The sequence below is a fragment of the Pseudomonas koreensis genome, assembly GCF_025447595.1.
Classification (GTDB): domain Bacteria; phylum Pseudomonadota; class Gammaproteobacteria; order Pseudomonadales; family Pseudomonadaceae; genus Aquipseudomonas; species Aquipseudomonas koreensis_H.
The window spans coordinates 56,534-73,922 of record NZ_JAOEJU010000017.1; the positions used below are offsets into that span (position 1 = coordinate 56,534).

General features: G+C 56.9%; 16 protein-coding genes. 11 read left to right on the forward strand and 5 right to left on the reverse strand.

Annotated features, from left to right (window positions below; genetic code table 11):
• Nucleotides 1-281 precede the first annotated feature (281 nt).
• From N8H71_RS19780 to N8H71_RS19805, 6 genes are all read left to right on the forward strand, one after another.
• On the forward strand, nt 282-440 hold the full coding sequence (locus tag N8H71_RS19780; RefSeq protein WP_165368377.1) for a hypothetical protein: 159 nt from the start codon (nt 282-284) through the stop codon (nt 438-440).
• Nucleotides 437-721, forward strand: coding sequence for a hypothetical protein (locus N8H71_RS19785; protein WP_262195296.1), 285 nt, complete (start codon nt 437-439; stop codon nt 719-721). The genes N8H71_RS19780 and N8H71_RS19785 overlap by 4 nt, the downstream gene beginning before the upstream one ends.
• Nucleotides 718-990: a DUF3077 domain-containing protein gene (locus N8H71_RS19790; RefSeq protein WP_262195298.1), complete on the forward strand. Its 273-nt coding sequence runs from the start codon at nt 718-720 to the stop codon at nt 988-990. Before N8H71_RS19785 ends, N8H71_RS19790 begins: the two co-directional genes overlap by 4 nt.
• On the forward strand, nt 987-3,905 hold the full coding sequence (locus N8H71_RS19795) for a DUF927 domain-containing protein (RefSeq protein WP_262195299.1): 2,919 nt from the start codon (nt 987-989) through the stop codon (nt 3,903-3,905). Before N8H71_RS19790 ends, N8H71_RS19795 begins: the two co-directional genes overlap by 4 nt.
• Nucleotides 3,906-4,131: 226 nt before the next feature.
• Nucleotides 4,132-4,974, forward strand: a complete 843-nt coding sequence (locus N8H71_RS19800) for a chromosome segregation protein SMC (RefSeq protein WP_262195366.1) — start codon at nt 4,132-4,134, stop codon at nt 4,972-4,974.
• A gap of 312 nt (nt 4,975-5,286) precedes the next feature.
• Nucleotides 5,287-5,652: a histone-like nucleoid-structuring protein, MvaT/MvaU family gene (locus N8H71_RS19805; RefSeq protein WP_262195300.1), complete on the forward strand. Its 366-nt coding sequence runs from the start codon at nt 5,287-5,289 to the stop codon at nt 5,650-5,652.
• Nucleotides 5,653-6,364: 712 nt separating this feature from the next.
• Here the strand turns inward: N8H71_RS19805 and N8H71_RS19815 are convergent.
• The 4 genes from N8H71_RS19815 to N8H71_RS19830 form a co-directional block, all read right to left on the reverse strand.
• Entirely contained in the window at nt 6,365-7,039 is a 675-nt protein-coding gene (locus N8H71_RS19815; protein WP_262195302.1) for an anti-sigma factor, read from the reverse strand.
• Complete coding sequence (locus tag N8H71_RS19820; protein ID WP_262195304.1) at nt 7,036-7,671, reverse strand: sigma-70 family RNA polymerase sigma factor; 636 nt, start codon at nt 7,669-7,671, stop codon at nt 7,036-7,038. The genes N8H71_RS19815 and N8H71_RS19820 overlap by 4 nt, the downstream gene beginning before the upstream one ends.
• 55 nt (nt 7,672-7,726) lie before the next feature.
• On the reverse strand, nt 7,727-8,320 hold the full coding sequence (locus tag N8H71_RS19825) for a fasciclin domain-containing protein (RefSeq protein ID WP_262195305.1): 594 nt from the start codon (nt 8,318-8,320) through the stop codon (nt 7,727-7,729).
• Between the two features lie 243 nt (nt 8,321-8,563).
• Nucleotides 8,564-10,747 (reverse strand): GAF domain-containing hybrid sensor histidine kinase/response regulator, encoded by a 2,184-nt coding sequence (locus tag N8H71_RS19830; RefSeq protein ID WP_262195368.1) that lies wholly within the window; start codon nt 10,745-10,747, stop codon nt 8,564-8,566.
• 1,348 nt (nt 10,748-12,095) lie between these two features.
• Here N8H71_RS19830 and N8H71_RS19835 point away from each other — a divergent pair.
• From N8H71_RS19835 to N8H71_RS19845, 3 genes are all read left to right on the forward strand, one after another.
• Entirely contained in the window at nt 12,096-12,686 is a 591-nt protein-coding gene (locus N8H71_RS19835) for a hypothetical protein (protein ID WP_262195307.1), read from the forward strand.
• Nucleotides 12,687-12,884: 198 nt separating this feature from the next.
• Nucleotides 12,885-13,214, forward strand: a complete 330-nt coding sequence (locus tag N8H71_RS19840; protein ID WP_007956700.1) for a hypothetical protein — start codon at nt 12,885-12,887, stop codon at nt 13,212-13,214.
• 110 nt (nt 13,215-13,324) lie between these two features.
• Nucleotides 13,325-13,690 (forward strand): hypothetical protein, encoded by a 366-nt coding sequence (locus N8H71_RS19845; RefSeq protein WP_262195308.1) that lies wholly within the window; start codon nt 13,325-13,327, stop codon nt 13,688-13,690.
• 24 nt (nt 13,691-13,714) lie between these two features.
• Here N8H71_RS19845 and N8H71_RS19850 read toward each other — a convergent pair whose 3' ends face one another.
• A complete protein-coding gene (locus N8H71_RS19850) occupies nt 13,715-14,464 on the reverse strand; it encodes a hypothetical protein (RefSeq protein WP_262195310.1) in 750 nt (249 codons plus the stop codon).
• Nucleotides 14,465-14,583: 119 nt separating this feature from the next.
• On the opposite strand from N8H71_RS19850, the gene N8H71_RS19855 reads away from it, so the two are divergent.
• On the forward strand, nt 14,584-15,330 hold the full coding sequence (locus N8H71_RS19855) for a hypothetical protein (protein WP_262195311.1): 747 nt from the start codon (nt 14,584-14,586) through the stop codon (nt 15,328-15,330).
• A gap of 71 nt (nt 15,331-15,401) precedes the next feature.
• Nucleotides 15,402-17,321: an alkaline phosphatase D family protein gene (locus tag N8H71_RS19860; protein WP_262195312.1), complete on the forward strand. Its 1,920-nt coding sequence runs from the start codon at nt 15,402-15,404 to the stop codon at nt 17,319-17,321.
• Nucleotides 17,322-17,389: the final 68 nt, after the last annotated feature.

A 17,389-nucleotide genomic window follows, 5' to 3' on the forward strand; every position in this document is an offset into this window, starting at 1 on the left:
CAGCACAGTTGCACTTTCGAAACACGGACGTTACTCTCTGACCGTCGCTGCAAATTCAGCGACCGGACTTGGCCGTCCGAACCGCAAAAGGCGCACAAGCGCCCTCCATCCGAACGCAGGCGCTTTTTTTGTGCCCGTCGTATCGTGTTATGGCGGCTGTGCGTGGGACACCTTCGGGTGTGCCGGGTCCCTTTTGCCCCGGTCGGCCAACCCGCGTACAGCTGTCACCATTCCTTGCTTGGCCGCAAGCGGTGGCAGCTCCTCAGCAAAAGGAGCTCTACATGCACGCCATCAATCCGTCCAAAATTCGCGCCGCTGCACACCGTGCAATGGCTCTCGCCGCTTTACACGCCAACTCCAGTCTCGCTACACGCCTCTCCCGCTACAACGCTCACATGGCCAAAGCCCGCGCGCTCGAAACCGCAGGCGGTGCCCAATGAACAACGCCCTGAGTTTTGCCCTGCCCGAAGATCTGCTCTGCGTGAATCCGAGCGCAGAAGCCGGTTTGCCCATCGACGCCATCACCTGCGCGATTGACCGTGCTGACTCGGTACTGACGCTGCTGGAGGATCACTTCGAAAACGAATCCTCACGCCTCGCCAATCACGTCATTGCCGCCGTCCTCTGGGACGTGCGTGGCACCCTTGGGTTGATCAAAACGCTGGCCATGCACGGTGACAACACTTCAACACCTGCCGTGCAAAAAGGCGGTGCGCTATGAGCACTTCCACCACACTGGGTCACGCCACTTTTTCTCGCGTCAACGCCACCGACTTGAAGCTGTTTCGAGTGAACGCCGGAGTGCCGGTTGAGGATGCGCTCGACATGGTTTCTCAGCTACAGCATCACGCCAACCAACTGACCCTTGCCACCGCCATGAGCGACCACGGCGAGCGATTCAGCTGGCCGGCCCTGTACCTGGGCGAAATGGCAAAAGCGTTGATCGACGACATTAACGATGCGCTGTTTTTGCCGAGGGCTGACGCATGAGCCAGCGCCCGAACAGCACCGCAAAACGTCCAAGCTTCGCCGACGTGAAAGCCGCCGCGCTGAAAGACATTGATCGTGTCTTGTCGCATTGGTTGCCTAACGGCAAGCGCGTGGATGGCGGCAAGGAATACACCGCTCCTAATCCGACCCGCAGCGACAAGCGCGCCGGTTCGCTCAAGGTCAACTTGAGCAAGGGCACCTGGGCCGACTTCGCAACCGGCGACAAAGGCGGCGACCTGATTGATCTGGTGCGCTATCTGGACGGCGGCACCGACGTCGAAGCGTGCAGCAAGCTGGCTGATTGGCTAAACGTTGCGCCCGGCGCCGCAAAGATCACGGTCGCCTCGACTAAGCCCAAGGCGTCGACATGGACCGCCATCCAGCCGATCCCGACCGAGGCCATGAACAAGTGCCCGGCCAAGCACCGTGATCACGGCGTACCGTCGAAGGTGTGGATCTATCGCGACGCGCAGGGTCAGCCCCTCATGGCGCTGTACCGCTTCGACCTCGGCCCGGATGAAGACGGCAAGCCGAAGAAGGTCTTTGCGCCGCTGACGTGGTGTCAGCGTGCCGATAGCCAAACCAAGCAATGGCGCTGGCAGGGTCTGCCGGATCCGCGCCCGCTGCTGCGCCTTGATGAACTGGCCCAGCGCGCTGACGCACCGGTGATTCTGTGCGAAGGCGAGAAAGCGGCCGATGCCGCCGCCGAGCTGTTGCCGACCTACGTGGCCACCTGCTGGCCGAACGGCTCCAACTCCTGGCACAAAGCTGACCTGACGCCGCTCAAGGGACGCGACGTTTTATTGTGGCCGGACAACGATGACAGCGGTAAAGCCTGCATGGCCACCGTCGCCGAGAAGCTGCGCGAAATCGGCGCCGCTTCGGTCCGGGTCATCGCGCTGGAGGTGTTCAAACGCAAGCCGACGCTGAAGAGCGACCGCGCCGTGTTTGCCAAGGGTGGTCAATGGGATGACGGCGACGATGCCGCCGATGCACTCGGCAAAGGCTGGACCGCTGCGCACTTTACCGAGCTGGAAAGCAGCGGCGAGCTATTCGGCGTGATCGAAGAAAAACCGGTAGTTGCCTCGGTAGAACACACGCCGGAACCAGAGCCGGAAGCGAAACCCAAAACAGCAGCCAAGCGCCCGGCAAAATCGAAAAACGACCTGATGCCGGGAGGCTTTCGCCTGACGCCCGAGGGAGTGTTCTACGCAGGCGACGACGGTGAAGCACGTCCGGTGTGTTCGCCACTGGCAATCCTTGCGCGTACTCGTGACGAGAAGGGCCATAACTGGGGTTTGCTGGTCGAGTTCGACGACCCCGACGGCACCAAAAAACGCTGGAACATCCCGGCGCGCACCATGACCGGCGACTTTGGTAAGGACGTGCTCGGCCCGTTGGTGGACATGGGGCTGCGTCTCGCCGGTAGTCGTTCGGGGCGCAACGCTCGCAACGATTTGCAGAGTTACCTGGGCGGCTTCGACAGTGCTCAACGTGCGCGACTGGTCACCCGTTTGGGCTGGCATGACAACGCCTTTCTGTTGCCTGAGCAGCAGGTCGGCATGCACGCGGAACACCTGCACTTCTACGAGGCCGGCGCGCAACTTCCGCCGATCAGCGAAGCGGGCACATTGGAACAGTGGCAACAGCAGATCGGCGCGCTCTGCATCGGCAACCATCGCTTGGCGTTTGTCGTCGGCGTGGCTTTTGCCGGTCCGCTGCTGCACATGCTCGGCCATGAATCGGGTGGCTTTCACCTGTACGGCGACAGCTCCGGCGGCAAGACCACCCACCTGCAAGTTGCCGCTTCGATCTACGGCGGGCCGCGTCTGGTGCGCTCGTGGCGGTCGACCGACAACGCGCTGGAATCGATCGCTGCCGCGCATTCGGATGGACTTCTGGTGCTCGATGAAATCGGCATGTGTGATGCCCGCATCATCGGCGAGACCGTGTACATGCTCGGCAACGGCACCGGCAAGGCCCGCGCCAATGATCGAGGCCAAGCGGGCCGACAGGTGCAGGAATGGCGCCTGCTGTTTCTCTCTACCGGCGAGAAGACCTTGGCCCAGCACATGGCCGAAGCGAACAAGGAGCTGAAAGCCGGTATGGAGGTGCGCATGCTCGCCGTCCCGGCCGATGCCAGCAAAGGCCTTGGCATGTTCGACACGCTCAATGGATTCGAAGATGCGGCATCACTGTCGGATGCGTTGAAGGCGCGGGTAGCGAACTACTACGGCACTCCGCTGACCGCCTTCCTGACAGCGCTGTGCGAACCCGGCAAGCGCCACGGCTGGGCGGCAATCCTGCGCCGCACGCTGGAAGGCTTCATTGCCAAGTCGCTCCCTGCGTCCGCGAGTGGACAGGCACACCGTGCCGCTGCTCGCTTCGGCCTCGCCGCCGCAGCAGGCGAGCTGGCCACTGCGATGGGCATCACCGGTTGGCCGGACGGCACGGCCACCACCGCCGCTCGCGTGTGCTTGAACGCATGGCTCCACGAGCGCGGCGGCGCCGGTAACTTCGAAGGCGATGCGATCTTGGCGCGGCTGCGCCAGGTCATTGAACGCTTCGGCGAAAGCCGTTTCACCCGCTGGGAATCGGCGGCAGCGAAGATTGACGAACACGGTCCGCGCACCATCGACCGCCTCGGCTTTCGCAAGACGCTGGAGCACGGCATGGGCGACACCATGCACACCACCAACACCTACTACGTGCTGACCGAGGCGTGGCGCTCCGAGATCTTCCGGGGCATGAACATCAACGCCGTGAACAAGGAACTGCTGCAACGCGGTGTGCTGGAACCGAGCAGCGACGGCAAGGCGTCGAGTCTGGTCCGCCTGCCCGGCCTCGGCCAGCAACGCTGCTACATCGTGAAAGCGATTCCGGGAACGGATGACAGCGAGGCTCGGGCTGCCTGAGGGCAACTCCGCTGATCGAGGTAGCGCCGGCTGATTCCCGGCCTCGCCAGCCGCTCATTCAACCCAAACCCTTTTTGAAGGAACAAGACAGATGAACGAATTCCAAGCCAACACCGAACAACACGAACTGCTGACCAGCGATCCAGATAGCCATGGGACAGGGCTTTCACTGCCCGTAGCAACCACCGGCGAAGTGAACAGCATATGCGAGAAGAAGCGGGTATTACTGGACGAAATCGCAGACCTGAAGATCCGTCGAGACGGCCTCCTGAAGGAGGCAGCAGAGCAATACGTGCAGATAGCTCCTTTGGAAGCACTCTTGGAAAACGAGGAAGAACTCGATGCAGATCGGCTGTATGAAATTCGAAAACAGTACAACACTCTCAAAATTCCTTACGACTCCTGCAAGACACGCGCTGACAACGCCGATGTTCGAATTCGACGCCGTGAGCAGCTGGTCAATCACGAAGCCCTGATGGCGGGTTACACCGAGTCGATGGATAACTGGAAAGCTGATGAGCAAGAGCTCAACGAGAAACGCGACAGCCTCAGCACCCGCCTGACACAGATCCAGCAGCAAGCGGAAGAGGACATGGCCAAGGCCCGGCAAGCCGAAACCGATGCAGCGACCGCCTATGCGCAGGCCGTCGCCTGGGGCGACACCGAGGGCGAAAAGAACGCCAATGCCGACGCGCAGAAAGCCGCGAAAAATCTCGCTACGGCGACCGAACATAATCGGCGCCAACACCTGATCATCACTGCGTTGGAACAGGAACTGGCCATCGTCGACCAGCACATTGCCGAAGCGCAAAGGGAATATCAAACCATCCAGAGAACAGCCATGTCGCTGGCCCGGACAGTGCTGGAAGAACAGTGGAACGAACAAGCACAAGCGCTTATGGATAAGGGCGCCAAGCTGTGGGCGGCCGAAGGAATGCTTGGTGGGGAACACCTCACGTTGATGAAGCTGGTGATTCCAACCAAAGGCGAAGACTTCTACAACTGGACCTGGCGTGAGTTGTCGGATCGATCCGGCAATTACAACGTGCAAGACATTCTCTCGCTGTAACGCGCTGAACCACCGAAACAGCCTGCGCAGGTGGGCTGTTTAACCCACACAGGCTACAAAATGATCATTCAATTTGACCTTAGAAACACCCCCAACTGGAAAGAAATACTGAAAGCACGAATAGTGTCCTTACAAGAAATGATGGAATTCGTGGACAAACCCCGCATAAAAACGGAATTCGAGATTCTCACGGTAAAATTGATCAACGCCGAGATCATTAGCATCCGAGAGTTTCTGAAGCTGTCAGAATAGTGCTGAACTTGTGAGCCACCCGAACATTCAAACTGTCATCAAACAAACATAGGAAAAACCATGTCCAAACTTGCCGAATACCGTCAGCTGGAAAAACACCTGGCCGAGCAAATGCAGGCGCTGGAAGCGCTGAAAAGCGACGGCGCGCTGAAAAAAGAGATTGAATTCGAGACCAAACTGCGCGAGCTGCTGGACCAGTACGGCTTCAGCCTCAAGCACATCATCAACCTGCTCGATCCGCAGAGCACGAAACGCGCTGCAGCACCGGCGGCGACACCTGGTAAACGCAAGCCTCGCGAACTGAAGGCCTACAAGAATCCGCATACCGGTGAAGTGGTTGAAACCAAAGGCGGGAACCACAAGACGCTCAAAGAGTGGAAAACCAAGCACGGTTCCGACGAAGTTGAAAGCTGGGTTCGCAAATAACGCAGCTTGAATAAAAGGCCTCTCAGAGGCCTTTTCTTTTGTTGATCACATCCTTCGCGCCTGCGACCTCACCCTCTAAGAATCATCATCTGCAAAAGGAGTCAACGTTGTGGACACAATGAGCAGACTTGAAATTGGTGGCCTGTTGTCTCGGCGCCTTCCACAATGCACCATCACCTGCTCGATAAATGCCGACCGTAGCCTGTTTATCGAAGTGGTCGGCCCCGACCAACGACAATTCACGATTGCCAACATTGATCGCTCCAGGTACCACGGAGAAGCGGGAATTAACCGCCTGCTTCGAGAGATCCTCGAAGAGATGATCATCTCTCGCCGGTCTACAAACTTGGGCTAACGCTAGGTGCCTTGCCCAACGCCCTCGACTGCTTCCCTATAGCTCGCTGCAGCCTTCCGCGAAGTATTGCTCAGCCCTCCCAACCTGGTAGAAAAGAGCTGCCCCTAGCGGTCCTCCACGATTTTTTCTTAACGACCGCTTCTGCCCACTAGCGCCGCTCACGGACGTCTGCTTTCGGCCAAAAGCGGACGCTCACACGCGACCGCTAACGGCCATAAGCGGACATTCGCAACCGACCGCTGACGGCCAGAAGCTGCCGTTTATGTTCATGAGTAAGTTGCGCTGGCTTCGGACTCTGCAAGGACGATCAGTGAGCCTTTTTATTCACGAAAAAGATCAAAACTTGCTGTACCTGAGTTATAGCGCAGTCAGCACGCCCTGATAAAGCACCGGACCAGTCGGCTGTCCTGTTGGCGATCCGCCCTCGGGCTCAAGACTCACGGCCAAAGTGATGGATTCACCAATGAGAGCTTTCTGCGCGCTGCCCAACTTGATCTCCCCATCTCCGCCTGGCGGTATAACTCCGAGGGAAACAGGTTTGCCATCTAGCGGAATAACCCACATCTCCAGGCTGCGTTCCTTTTCAACCTTCGCCGACGCCAACAGTTTAATTTTCAGGTAATTCTCGTGAGCTTCGATGCTCATCCACGACTGTGCGTCAGCACTACGCAACGTGGCGCCGTAGCGCACTTCGTCATGGTTGTAGATAACACCCAGGGTTACTGCTGCTACCAAAGAACATAGTGCAATCGTCACCCGGAGCCAGCTCCAGAATGGCTGCCTCAGAGTGAGCTGCGGTGTTTGCGGATCTATACGCGCAGTGACTCCACGCCATACTCGATCCGGTACAGGTTGTTCAGCCAGAGGCTCAGTAAGGCTCATGAGGCTGTCCTGCCATTGCGCAAGCTCCGCGCGAAGTTCCGCGTCTTCGAGTAACAGCTGCTCAAAGCGCCGGCACGCGGTTGGCGGCATTAAACCGATCGCATAATCGGCAGCAAGTGCACGACGCAGACTTGGAGTTTGGTAGTTCATGACTCAAGGCACCTACGCAAACGCTCCATGCCTCGGCGGATCCAAGACTTTACCGTCCCAAGCGGCGCCGACAGTTGCTCCGCCAGCTCTGAACAGGAAAGTCCCTCAAAATAAGCAATGGTGATCGATTGGCGTTGCATCCCTTCGAGCCTATCTAGGCACCGATTCAATGAAGCGGTCTCACGGAGGCTGTTCAACTGATCATGTGCCGAGGGGCTGTCGTCGACCAGCACCTGCGCGTCGAGATCACTCAGCGGACGTTCGCGATGCTTTCGCAATTGGTCGATGGCCTGGTTTCGCGTGATGTTGATCATCCAGGTCATCGGCGCTGACAGGTGCGATTGGTAACGTGAAGCATTGTTCCAAATACGCACAAAACTTTCCTGCAGCACCTCTTCAGCCAAATCCGCGCGTCCCATGAACCGCAGAGCCACGCCATGCAGACGCGGACTCACGCTACGATACAGCGCTTCAAAAGCACCTCGATCGCCGAGGGAACACTGGGCTAGAAGGTGTTTGAGTTGGTCAGTGTCGGCGATGGGAATAGCCTTTCTCCATGCGATTGGGTCGTGATGTCCTACAATTCGATTGCAGCCAGAGGTTAGCCCACGGCGCGCGGTTGTTCCATTCACGGGTGGGCTCCTCAGAGATCTCGCCGGTCCTGCTGAAATCAACCGGCGACTCCGGTCAACTTTTCGGCATCAGGACCTTGTCGATGACCTGTATCACACCGTTCGACTGGTATACGTCATAAGTGCTGATGTCGGCGACGTCGCCCTTCTCGTCCTTGATGGTGATGTTGTGCGGGCCATTCATCATTGCCCACAGTTTTCCGCCCGAGACGGTGGTCAGTTCGGTCTTGCCACCACCGGCCTTGATCTTTTCGGCAAGCGTGGCCATGTCCAGTTTGCCGCTGACAACGTGGTAAGTAAGGATCTTGGTGAGGGTTGCCTTGTTTTCCGGCTTGAGCAATGTATCAACTGTTCCTGCAGGCAAAGCAGTAAAGGCTGAATTGACCGGTGCGAAAACAGTAAAGGGTCCTTTTCCCTTGAGGGTTTCGACGAGACCGGCAGCTTTCACAGCGGCGACCAGGGTGGTGTGATCGGCCGAGTTCACTGCGTTGTCGACAATGTCCTTGCTCGGCAACATGCTTTGACCGCCGACCATGACGCTGTCGTGACTCATCGATGCAGCCTGGGCAACATTGAGCATTAAGCCGGTACCGGCCGCCAAAGTCAGAAGGCCCGCAATCAATGGCGTTTTGATCGAAATGCGTTTCATCGTGATGATCCTTTGTGAGGAAAATCGGCCAGGAAAGTCTGTCCGTGCTTGATATACGCGGCGGCGTTCGGATTGGATGCAGTGGCGCCTGTTTTTTTGCAGAATTTGCGAGTGAGTGATCCAGTGACCACTATTCGTTAGGCAAGATGGCTGTGTTTCTGCTGGAAGCTCAGCGGATGCAGTTGGCCGGAAACGTTCACCCGCGCCCGGCTACTATCGACCATTTAGTCGTTACCATTCAGGCTAACCGGGTAACAGTTTGCGAAGAGCTAATTTGATTTGTTCAGCAGAATAAGGCTTAGCCACAAATTCAAACTCCATTCCATCCATTTCTGCGAGTTCGAGGCTATAGCCGGATGTAAGTACGATGGGCAGATCACCACGTCGGCGTCGCAACTCTCGGGCAAGAGAAATGCCGCTTTCCCCAGGCATCACGACGTCCGAAAAAACTGCATCAAATTGTCTCGCATCTCCCTCCATCATCATTAGCGCTTCCTTTGAGTCATGCGCTCTGCCGACGATATAGTCCAGCGATTCGAGAATCTGAACAGCGATGTAGCCAATCTCTATGTTGTCCTCTACCACCAATACCCGCTTGGAATAAGGGAGCATCGTACTATACGTTGTTATTATTTCATTATGCGCCTGAGTCAGCGGCCTGTCTGTTCGAGGCAAATACAAAGTAAATACAGATCCTTTTCCCAGAACCGTTTGAACATCTACGTCTCCGCCTGATTGCTTGGCGAAACCATAAACTTGGGATAGCCCGAGGCCCGTTCCTTTGCTCACGTCCTTCGTTGTGAAGAACGGTTCAAAGATTTTCTCCAGTATCGAAGGAGGAATTCCTCCCCCTGTGTCAGTGAGTGAAATGCCCACAAACTCATGATCGGCTCGCGACTGTGCTCCTAGTGCCGGCAATGGTTCACATAGCTTAACGCTTAACAAAAGTGTGCCTTGACCCTCCATGGCGTCTCGGGCATTCAACGCCATGTTGACGATGGCAGTATCGAACTGATTCACGTCAGCGAGTACATAACACTCTTCGTCACACAACACCACCTCGACCTTAATAAGCGCCCCCGTTACGTTACTGAGCATATCGCCCAATTCTTCGGCACGCTCACAAGCGTCAAACACCATGGGCTTTAGAGGCTGCCTACGTGCGAAAGCGAGCAGTTGCCCGGTCAACTTTGAGGCTCGATCGACGGTGTCAGAAATGGCTTTGACATATTTGGCCTTACGCTCATTCGACAGGCCAGGCTGTTGGAGAAAATCAATTGAAGAACGAATGATTGTCAGCAGATTGTTAAAGTCATGAGCCACACCTCCGGTGAGCTGCCCTATGGCCTCGAGCTTCTGAGATTGGCGTAACGCTGCTTCCGCTTGTGCCAAAAGGCCTGATCGCTCTTCCACGCGTTTCTCAAGGGTGGCATTCAAAGCAGCCAGTGCAGCTAGCCCATCCCGGACGGATGCATGTGCACGAGCGCGCTCAATATGGGCCCAGCAACGGTCAGCTACCAGCAGCAATAATTCCACTTCATAAGATGACCACCCGCGAGGTACGTTATCGTGGATAGCCATCAAAGCCGTTAGCCGTCCATCTTTAATCAGAGGCACACATACAGTTGCGGTAATACCTATGGCTTGAAAAGTGGCTGCCTCCTCTGGAGCAATTTCGTCTCTATTATCATTGATTATCAATGGCTTTCCGGCGTTAAGCGCTCGTACGGCTAGAACTCCAAAATCAGCGAGTCGGTAATGACCCGAGATGCTGGGCGCCTGCTTATCAGCCCAATCTCCACGAATGGTAAACCCGTCTCCATCCGCGTCCATATCTGCATATGCGCAGCTGGAAAGGTGCAAATGTTCGACCAGTCTGCGGCACGTGGACTCCATGATAGACAGCGGGTCGGTAGCGTTGGAGACCGCGCTAGTAATACCTTCCAAAATTTCCAGTCTGTGCGTGGCCAGCACCGTTTTTGTAGTCTCGACCACGGTATCCAGCAGCCCGACCACCTTCCCTGTGCTGTCGCGAATTGGGGCGTAACAAAAAGTGAAGTAAGCCTGCTCTAAGCTGTGAGAGCGCCTGATTATTAGGGGGAAGTTTTCAATGAAGGTGGGTTGGCCAGCGTATGCCGCCTCGGCGATGGGCTTGATGTGCTCCCATGCTTCTTCCCAAACTTCGTTGAAGGGCCGGCCCATCGCCTCGGGTTTTTCTCCCAGTATGGGCAAAAACGCTTCGTTATAGAGTGTAATCAGCTCGGGGCCCCAGACTATTGCCTGGGGGAAATGAGATGCCAACGCCAAGGACACCGTCGTTCGCAGGACGTCCGGCCAACCTTCCAACGGTCCCAAAGGCGAGTTCGACCAATCGTGCTGACGAAGACGATCGAAAGCGGCATTTGTAATGGGTAACCAGTGGTCCATTGATTTCAGCGCCTGTTGGAAAGGATTAACACTCGCTTGGTCATCTATGACGTCACGGATTGAGCAGGCAAAACCACCAGATGTGCAATGGGTGTTAAGCAGCCCTACCCATAGGATTGAAACGATAGCTCGGTTGACATGCGGTACATACAGCGCTCGACGCTGGCGGGTACCGATCAGTAGCCTCTGTCGATAATAAATAAGCCATCTGCAGTATACCGCCATATTCGTACAGTCCGGGCGTTATGCGGCGGCTCTTCTTCATCCTGCGACAGTGAGGTTAACTGCTGAGTTCTTCCCCGCGTTGTTATCGCCTACTAGTAAGTCCGCATAGCCAAACTCTTCATGGAGATAGACAGCAACTGACCGAAAGCCGCTCCGTCTTGGGTGTCCGCTAATGGCCGAAAGCGGCCCGTTACGACTGCTGACAGATCGCTGGCAGAGCGGCCAAACTGATGATTACATCCCGTAAATCGCATCTCTTGGGCAGACTGGGAGTGGGGAAGTACCTGGTCTCCTGCGCATGGACATGACCTCCTCCGTCCCTCTTTTCAAGCATCGGAGCGTTACACCAGATGGCAGAGTTACACGCCTAAAGGTTTGCGTACGAAGCCGATGTAACATCAAAAATATTCAATAAATACAGATACTTACCAACCATCGTTACACCAGCTACACGAGTTACACCGCATTTTTGAGGGGTACATACCCCCACACCCCGTAAGCATCAATCCCACCAGCGAACGTCGGGCGTATCTCCCGCAGTGTGCCGGGGCCCCTGAGGTTTTCTTCGAGACACGGGGTCGGAAACCCGCGGGACTGTGTTAGCTGAAAAATGCCCAGCTTAGTGAACAGGTGAACTTAGTGAACACGCAGTTCAACAGTGCATTTGCACAAGGTATTGGGAGGTCGCCGGGGACCCTGAGCATTTCTGAAGGACACGGGGCACAAAACCCGCGGGATCTTGAGACTGGCTGAATTTTTTGCATTGGTTGACAGGTTGACACGGTTGACGACCGAAGACGTGCGGAATCATCGACACTACAGGCCATCGTTACCGAGGCGGTAACGATGGCCTTTTTTCAACGAAATCCTTTCGATTTCAATGATTGAAATTCAATAAGCTCGAAGTCGTGCTGCTAACAAGATCCCGCGGGTTTCCGACCCCGTGCCAGAAGGAATACCTCAGGGTCCCCGGCGCGTCTCAGCTACGCCTCACCAAGCTCAACTCGATGCACATGAACATCAGGTAACGGTAGGAGCGGCCGATACTTTCTCTGTCATTTGCCTGCCCAAACACACCAGTGTCTGGTGATTCAGCAGGCGTTACCTAAGTGGAGACGGAGTGATGGGCCAGGTTAAAGAAGCAATGGATACCCTCAACGAAGGCGTCGGGCTGGCGAAAACAATTGCTCTGAAGGCAGCAAAACGCCCTTGGACCAGGGTGATGCTGATGGCGGCGGTCGGTGTGCTTGTGATGGGGTCTACTTCTTTCTACATGACGTTGCTAGTCGATGAGTTCGGCAAGAACACAGACGAATTCTTTGCCGAATATTTGATACAGCAACAGGATACCTTTGATCAGCGAGCCCTGGACTACATCGAGATCTGCATAGATGCCCAGAAAAGCAATGACCCGAACAAGGACTACTACTGCCAGGATGCTACTGCATTCTACAAGGACGCCATTACCGACTTACCCAACAACAGGGTTGAAGAAAACATCCGACGTGCTGCCTATAGTGCGATGAAGGTTGAGTTGGGGGCCAAGCTTCGTGCGAGCGTTATGGAGCGCGCAATAAAGAAAAAGCCAAAACTCAATGACACCCTGAAATTTCTACTCAGCATCCAAGGTATTATTCTTTTCTGCACGATGGGTGCGATTGTCATGGGCGGCACCGCTTTTTACACCTATCGCTTGGCACAGGCAGAACGATAGGCGGGCCAGCGAGCCAGAGCGTGTATCCCTACTTGTATCCCAAAATGTATAATCAGCCTGCAAGCCACGAATTATATGGAACCCGACAGTCTCCCTCGGGCACCAAAATCAAGAAAGGTCTTGCTTAGCAAGGCCTTTTTTTTCGTCTGTCGGAAAGTGCCGCTGGCCCTCCGGCGAGATCTCACACAGGTTCACCGCATGGAAACGTCACTGGAAACCGTCGCCCTGTTCTCTCTCAAACTCGCGTACGAGGAAGAAGGCCTGAGCCCGATTCTGCGCGATGACATGGTCATGGGCGACTATCAGAAAGACGTGTTCGAACTGCTGGTGCGCCGGGGTGATGTCGAGACGATCCAGTTCAAGATGAACGAGTGCCTGGCGCTGGCGATGGATGCCTTGGGTGGCGTCGAGAAACCGTTGGGGCGGGAACTGCACAAGTTGTCGACGGACTTCAGTCAGGCGCAGTCGCTGGAGCAGCTGGATCAGCCGCTCCTCGCGCTCAAGGGTTATTTGAAGGACATTCTTTAAGCTACGCAGATGAAGAAAGTGGCGCGAAGCTTCTATTTTGATATCTTGCCGCCCACTCGCCAGAGGCCTGTCAACCGCCTCTGATATCGCGCACTCGGGAATAGACCAAAATGGATGCTGTGTTGTGCTTGCTGGTGATGGCTGGAACCTGGCTCTGGGTGGTGAAGCAACGGGGTGAGTGGAACCTGTTGCTTGCCAACCTTGCCGGCGCGGGAAGTGGCGTGGTTACCGGTATCGTGTTCACGCTGATTTACGACGCAGTCATTGGTACGTCAATGGCGACACCCAACCTGAATCGCAGTCTGGTGGTGTTCATCACCAGCGCGGGCGTTCTGGCGGGGGTATGGCTGTGGATTGCCAATCGCCGTCAACCCGAACACCCGGTCGCACGTCAGTTGCTCGGCGCGGTGTGTGGCCTGGTTGCCGGCATGGCGACCCTGATGTTTCTCGCGGTGAATTACTTCCCTCACTCGTGACTGGACGGCGTGGCTGTTTTGCAGTCAGCGCCGCGCCTTCAACACCCGGATATCCGTCGCGAACCCGTCTGCACCGACAATCTTCTTCCAGCCCACATACTGAAACTCGCCCCGCTCATCGATGTAATCGCCCTTCTCCACCGACCTGCCGCCAACGATCGCCACGCGCTTTTCCTCACCACACCCGCCATCCGACGGCCGAACGGTGTAGATCACATACGGCTTCACATATTGAGTGGCGCGAAAGTATTGGCCGCAGACTTCATCGACGGTAATCAGCATGGTTTTCAGGCGGGCTGCGCCGTCCATGTCTTCGTGGAGTTTGAGGAAGGAAATTTCGCCGACATCGCTGTAGCCGAGTGAACGGGCGCGTTGGTATTCGGGGGAGTTCTGGTGGGCGATGCGGCCTTGCTCGGCGGCCTGATTCATTCTGTCGGCGAACTCGGCTTTGCCACGGGCAATCATCGCATCGGCCTCGGCCGCCACGTTTTCGCATTGAGCGAATTCCCCGGAGGCGAGGTATTGGGGAGGCAGGTTCGAGCGATGTTCATTCATGATCCGCTGGCTGCTCTCCAGATCGCCCATCACCTCAACGGCGCCGGGCACGCGACCGCTCTGGACGTCGGCCATTTTTTCCTGCATGCGCTGACAATTGGCGAGGTAATACTTCCAGCTGTTTTCCGGGTGCTCTGTCCACGCGGCGAATGCCGGGGTCATCGCGCTGGCGAAAGTAATTGCACACAGCAAGCGCACAGCAGGGGCGATTTTTGACATGAGTAGTCCATTACAGGAATCAGGAAAGTGGCGCGAAGCTACTATTTTGTTATCTTGCCGTCCATCGTCACGACTCACTCTGCGCGACGCACTGTTTTCAGGTTTAAGGAAAGGATCGAATGGAGTTTCTGCGTTTTCTGGCATTTGTAGCGGCCTGGGGTTTCATGTGGCGCTGGGTGGTGAAAAACCGCGGCAGCTGGAATCTGTTTTACGCCAACCTGGTCGGTGTAGCAGGCGGTTTCATTGTTTCGATGGTGGTGCTGGCGATCACTTTTTCATTGTTCCCGTCGGCGCATCGCTACGACGCCGCGCAGACTGAAAACGTCGTGGCACAGCAGGAAGCCGAGCCGACCTCGTTGCTGCCGGAAGCCGAGGCGGTTGCAAGTCCTGCTGCGCTGAAAGACGCGCCGGTGTTTGCCGCTATCGAGCCGGACAGCAAGCCCTCTCCAGCGGACTCCGCATTGCTGCCGAACTACGCCAGTCGCGCGCCGAAGACGATGTCGGTGCAAACCGTGATCGACCAGAGTGACGATGAGGGGCGCAAGGCCCTGACGGCGCTAAGCAAAAAATTGCGCGCCGATGCGCAGGGCGACAAGTCGATGCTCGCGTATGTGATGTGCAGCCCGTTCGTGACCAGCACTTTGCGCTTCCCAGCCTCTGCCCGGTTTGCCGACAGCAAAAGCCTGACACCGCAACGCTTCAAGGATCAGGTTTACTCTTTCAGCAACACCGTCACCGCGCGGAACATGAATGGCGACGATGTGACGTACCGCTTCGACTGCTCCGTACAGGAAAAACCAAGAGTCGACGCGACACCTGCCGAATGGCGCCTGCTGGCACTGAAACTGGAAAAAACGGGCTCTTAAGCCTCGTTTAAGGGTTCGAGGCGCCGGCTGCGCTATGATCGCCGGTCTGTGCGCCTTGAGCTTTTCCCCCGATGCCTCCAACACCTGATGACCTGAGCCCGTTGCCTGCTGTTCTGGCCGGGCCGCTGCTGCGCCGACTGGAACCGACGCGCGCAGCGTTTTGGCTGGTCGGCAGCCGCGAGCTGTCGTTGACCTTGCGCCTGCAAGGCGTAGGGGACATTCCACTCGATGCAGGGAAATGCACGGTCATTCCGGTAGGCAACCGGGCATTTGTTCACCTGATCGATGTCCCCCTCGAGACGGCCCTGCCCTGCGACACCCGCATCGACTACGACCTGTTGATCGATGGCCAGCAGCCCATCGCCGACTGGGCGCCGCACCTGGTCTACGACAACACCAGCGGCCCGAACTTCGTCCTGCGCTCGCGCATCGACCAGTTGCTCCACGGTTCCTGCCGCAAGCCCCATCATCCGGCCGCCGACGGCCTGATCTGTGTTGATCGGTTGCTGGCCGCCGAAACCGATCCGCAGCAACGCCCCGCCCTGTTGATGATGAGCGGCGATCAGGTCTACGCCGACGATGTGGCCGGTCCAATGCTGCGGGCGATTCATGCCTTGATCGAGCGTCTAGGCCTGTTCGGTGAGCACCTCGAAGGCGCGGTGGTCAGCGACAGCGCGAAACTCTACGAGCACCCCGCCAGCTACTACCATCGTGCGGATTTGCTGCCGGCACTGGAAAGCAACGAGACACTGCGCGAGCGTTTCTTCGGTGGTGCGCGCAAGCCGATTTTCACCAGCAGCAGCGCTGACAATCACCTCGTGACGTTCGCCGAAGTCATGGCCATGTATTTGCTTGTGTGGTCGCCAACGCCCTGGGCACTGGTCAATCCGCAACCGCCCGTACTGACGCCGGAACGCCTCAAGCGCTATGCCCTCGAACAGACCCGCATCGACGGGTTCAAGGCCGGCCTCGACCAGGTGGCCCGGGCATTGGCGCACTTGCCGAGCCTGATGATCTTCGATGACCACGACATCACCGACGACTGGAACCTGTCCGCGCAATGGGAGGAAACGGCCTACGGCCATCCGTTCTCCAAACGCATCATCGGCAACGCGCTGATCGCCTACATGTTGTGTCAGGGCTGGGGCAACAATCCGGATGCATTCAGCGCTGTACTGGAGAAAACCCGAGGCCTCAGCGCCAGCGGTGACGACCACTATCTCGACGCTCCCGTGCAGGACGAACTGATTGATGAACTACTGCGCTTTCAGCAGTGGCATTTCGTATTGCCGACCAGCCCGGCGCTGGTGGTGCTCGACACTCGCACCCGACGCTGGCGCAGCGAAATGGCGCTCAAGCAACCTTCGGGTTTGCTGGACTGGGAAGCCTTGAGCGAACTGCAGCAGGAACTGCTCGACCATCCTTCGGCGATCATCGTTTCGCCGGCACCGATCTTCGGCGTGAAGCTGATCGAAACCGTGCAGCGAGTATTCAGCTGGTGCGGTTATCCACTGCTGGTGGACGCGGAAAACTGGATGGCCCATCGCGGCGCGGCTCAGGTGATCCTGAACATTTTCCGACACTCGCGTACACCTGGCAGCTACGTGGTGCTGTCAGGCGACGTGCATTATTCCTTCGTCTACGAAGTCCTGATCCGACACCGCAAAGCCGGCCCGCGCATCTGGCAGATCACCAGCAGCGGCATCAAAAACGAATTCCCGCCGACCCTGCTGGAATGGTTCGACCGCCTCAACCGCTGGCTCTACTCACCGCGCTCACCGCTCAACTGGCTGACCAAACGCCGACGCATGCGCATCGTCCCATACGTTCCGGAACACGCCGAAGCGGGTGAACGGCTGTGGAATTCGGCGGGGATCGGCCAGGTGTTTTTCAATCAACAGGGACAACCGAAAGACATCATCCAGCACAACTCGAATGGCGCACCGAAGACCCGGATGCTGGCGCCGGATTTGTCGGACACCCCTGATTAGAAAAATCTCACGTAGACAGTGAGAAGGATGGCAGGCTCGCCGGAATCAGCTTACAGAAGACCCAGAAA

What these genes read in the sequence shown, in the direction of transcription:
- N8H71_RS19780 (WP_165368377.1), top strand. Translation starts at nt 282, where the DNA reads ATGCACGCCATCAATCCGTCCAAAATTCGCGCCGCTGCACACCGTGCA.
- N8H71_RS19785 (WP_262195296.1), top strand. Translation starts at nt 437, where the DNA reads ATGAACAACGCCCTGAGTTTTGCCCTGCCCGAAGATCTGCTCTGCGTG.
- N8H71_RS19790 (WP_262195298.1), top strand. Translation starts at nt 718, where the DNA reads ATGAGCACTTCCACCACACTGGGTCACGCCACTTTTTCTCGCGTCAAC.
- N8H71_RS19795 (WP_262195299.1), top strand. Translation starts at nt 987, where the DNA reads ATGAGCCAGCGCCCGAACAGCACCGCAAAACGTCCAAGCTTCGCCGAC.
- N8H71_RS19805 (WP_262195300.1), top strand. Translation starts at nt 5,287, where the DNA reads ATGTCCAAACTTGCCGAATACCGTCAGCTGGAAAAACACCTGGCCGAG.
- N8H71_RS19815 (WP_262195302.1), bottom strand. Translation starts at nt 7,039, where the DNA reads ATGAACTACCAAACTCCAAGTCTGCGTCGTGCACTTGCTGCCGATTAT.
- N8H71_RS19825 (WP_262195305.1), bottom strand. Translation starts at nt 8,320, where the DNA reads ATGAAACGCATTTCGATCAAAACGCCATTGATTGCGGGCCTTCTGACT.
- N8H71_RS19830 (WP_262195368.1), bottom strand. Translation starts at nt 10,747, where the DNA reads ATGGACCACTGGTTACCCATTACAAATGCCGCTTTCGATCGTCTTCGT.
- N8H71_RS19835 (WP_262195307.1), top strand. Translation starts at nt 12,096, where the DNA reads ATGGGCCAGGTTAAAGAAGCAATGGATACCCTCAACGAAGGCGTCGGG.
- N8H71_RS19840 (WP_007956700.1), top strand. Translation starts at nt 12,885, where the DNA reads ATGGAAACGTCACTGGAAACCGTCGCCCTGTTCTCTCTCAAACTCGCG.
- N8H71_RS19845 (WP_262195308.1), top strand. Translation starts at nt 13,325, where the DNA reads ATGGATGCTGTGTTGTGCTTGCTGGTGATGGCTGGAACCTGGCTCTGG.
- N8H71_RS19850 (WP_262195310.1), bottom strand. Translation starts at nt 14,464, where the DNA reads ATGTCAAAAATCGCCCCTGCTGTGCGCTTGCTGTGTGCAATTACTTTC.
- N8H71_RS19855 (WP_262195311.1), top strand. Translation starts at nt 14,584, where the DNA reads ATGGAGTTTCTGCGTTTTCTGGCATTTGTAGCGGCCTGGGGTTTCATG.
- N8H71_RS19860 (WP_262195312.1), top strand. Translation starts at nt 15,402, where the DNA reads ATGCCTCCAACACCTGATGACCTGAGCCCGTTGCCTGCTGTTCTGGCC.